This is a genomic window from Bacillota bacterium, from assembly GCA_040754675.1.
Lineage (GTDB): Bacteria > Bacillota > Limnochordia > Limnochordales > Geochordaceae > Geochorda.
Genome location: JBFMCJ010000669.1, coordinates 1 through 2,063 on the forward strand (window position 1 = coordinate 1; position 2,063 = coordinate 2,063).

Consider the following 2,063-nt stretch of genomic DNA (forward strand, 5'->3'; position numbering starts at 1 on the left):
CTGGCCCGATGGGGTCCAGGCGGGGTACAGTGAGCCTGTCGCCTTCATGCTGGGGCGAGATAGCGAGACCATAGCCGCCCTGAACCGGCTCGGTTTCCGCGTTTTCGTGTCCCCGGAGCGCCTCAAGGCGTATCTGGCGGAGCGGGTGGGTCTTACCCAGCCCGAGGAAGGGGCGGCAAGCTAGGGTCTTCGGTGAGGTGACCGAAGACGAGCTGTCTACGGCGTCGCTGGCGGAATACGATGGCCGGTAGAGGTCCCTGCTCGGGCGCGAGATCGAGGCGGGTGTGCGCTCCCGGCAGCTTGCCTGATCGACCCGTCGATACACCCCTGGCCCCGGTATGCCAGCACAATCTGCTCCGTGCTCCAATCGTCCCGGTTGGTAACAGGATGCTCTTGCCAAAGTACTTCTCCACGTAAGCCTCCACGCGACCGGGTCAATGGACCACCTTGTACAAGTGGGATCTCCGACGTCGACTTTAAGCAAAACACCCTGCTACGGCCGTTGCCGCACGAGCGGCGAGTATAATCGCCGCGATCCACCCGAGTATCTAGGCTTAGGCCAGTCCACCGGCACTTCGGGCGAATGGTACTCGCGGTGGACGGGCCGGGCCCGCCTGGCACTCACCGCCCACAACCGAGCCCCCGATCCCGGACAACCCGCTCCAAGTTTTGACCATCTCCGCCTCGGCGGCCTGCGAATGCCGCCCGCCAGGCCGGTCGTCACACCGTGAGTTCAGTAATGGTGGCCTGGGTAGGGCCGGAGAGCCCTCCTGGATAAATCAGAAAGGTGGTGCGAGAAGGATGTGAGCCAAGGTGGAGTGTCCCCGTTGCCATGAGAACCCGCTAGCGTTTGACGGCGAGCAGGTGCGTTGCTCAGGGTGCAACTACCAGGGGCAGGGGAAGATTGCGGCAAACGAGTGGAAATCACGGGGTAGGACAAACCCCTACTCGAAGCGCGGAGGAGGTTGATGCGTATGTTTGCCTTGTACCGGAAGGAGCGTTCGGGTGGTGGTATCACCCGATACGAGTTCAGATCCGGGATCTCCCTGTTTGGACGCAACGCAGGGCTCATTCCACGGCTTCTGCGACAGCAAATCCCCGCTGGCCAGAACGAACCCTTCCCCTGGCATTTGGACATGGGAAGGTCCCTCGAACTGAACAAGGAGTACGGAAAAGGACTGACGGTTCTTATAGACTTGAAGCCAAGGAACCCCGACAACCTGTCACTATATGAACTCTCGGACGTTTGGGGCTATTCTGCTGAGGGGTGGACGCCGATGTTGTTCCATCTTAGGGGTCTGATGGTGGACGTAAACCCAAGTGAGGTTAGCGGCACGCGGGACAACTTTACGGTTCGGGACGACGAGATCGATGAACCGATTTACGAAGTGCTCTACACTTCGGGATCTATCAAAGACGGCGAGTTAGTTGGTAGATGGGCATCTCCTCCGAGGAGTCCTACAAACGCTGTACTGTTGTGGCCGGACGCACTGAGGTACTTTATTAGTTGCATCAGGCAGCGTACTCCCGGTATAGTACCGTAGGCGGTGTTGTTCCCTGGTTATAGTAGTTCTTGGGGGCGCTTGCGCTGCACCGTTCCGTCTTTTGCGCTCCACGTCCGGTTGCCGATCTGCAGTACTGCTACGCATGCAACACAGGGGGCCGTGAGGAGGCCCAGTTCAAACTGCGCTTGTGGACCGTGGGACAAGGGTAACCAAGTGGTTACAGTATGTGTGCCAGTTGAGCGGACCCTCCGGGTGGGGTCAGAAATCCAGCTGTTGTCAGGTCAGCCGGACATAGCGACCGTCATTCGAGCAGAGGTAGAGAGACAGAGAGCGTGGCCACGGTGCCGGTTAGTGGTGGTGACGGCTCTCATTCCCGTGATCGCCGACTTGCTTCTGGCGCCGTGTGCCGAGGCTGACGGATGGTGGAAGTCGCTTGGCGTAGCTGCGCTCCTAATCGCGGTTCAACTGCTCGGGGGCTGCACTGTACGGTTTGAGGTCAAAGCCGCGCGGAAGACAGAGCGGGCGTTCGCGGTCGACAGGGCCCTCCGCGCCGGTGAC

3 protein-coding genes are annotated in these 2,063 nt (G+C 60.3%); all 3 read left to right on the top strand.

Features of this window, described 5'->3' with window-relative positions:
* Nucleotides 1-184 (top strand): hypothetical protein (locus AB1609_22315; GenBank protein MEW6049169.1); only part of this gene is annotated, 184 nt, incomplete at its 5' end.
* Between the two features lie 790 nt (nt 185-974).
* On the top strand, nt 975-1,544 hold the full coding sequence (locus AB1609_22320) for a hypothetical protein (protein MEW6049170.1): 570 nt from the start codon (nt 975-977) through the stop codon (nt 1,542-1,544).
* A gap of 318 nt (nt 1,545-1,862) precedes the next feature.
* The coding region (locus tag AB1609_22325; GenBank protein ID MEW6049171.1) for a hypothetical protein at nt 1,863-2,063 on the top strand (201 nt) is incomplete at its 3' end.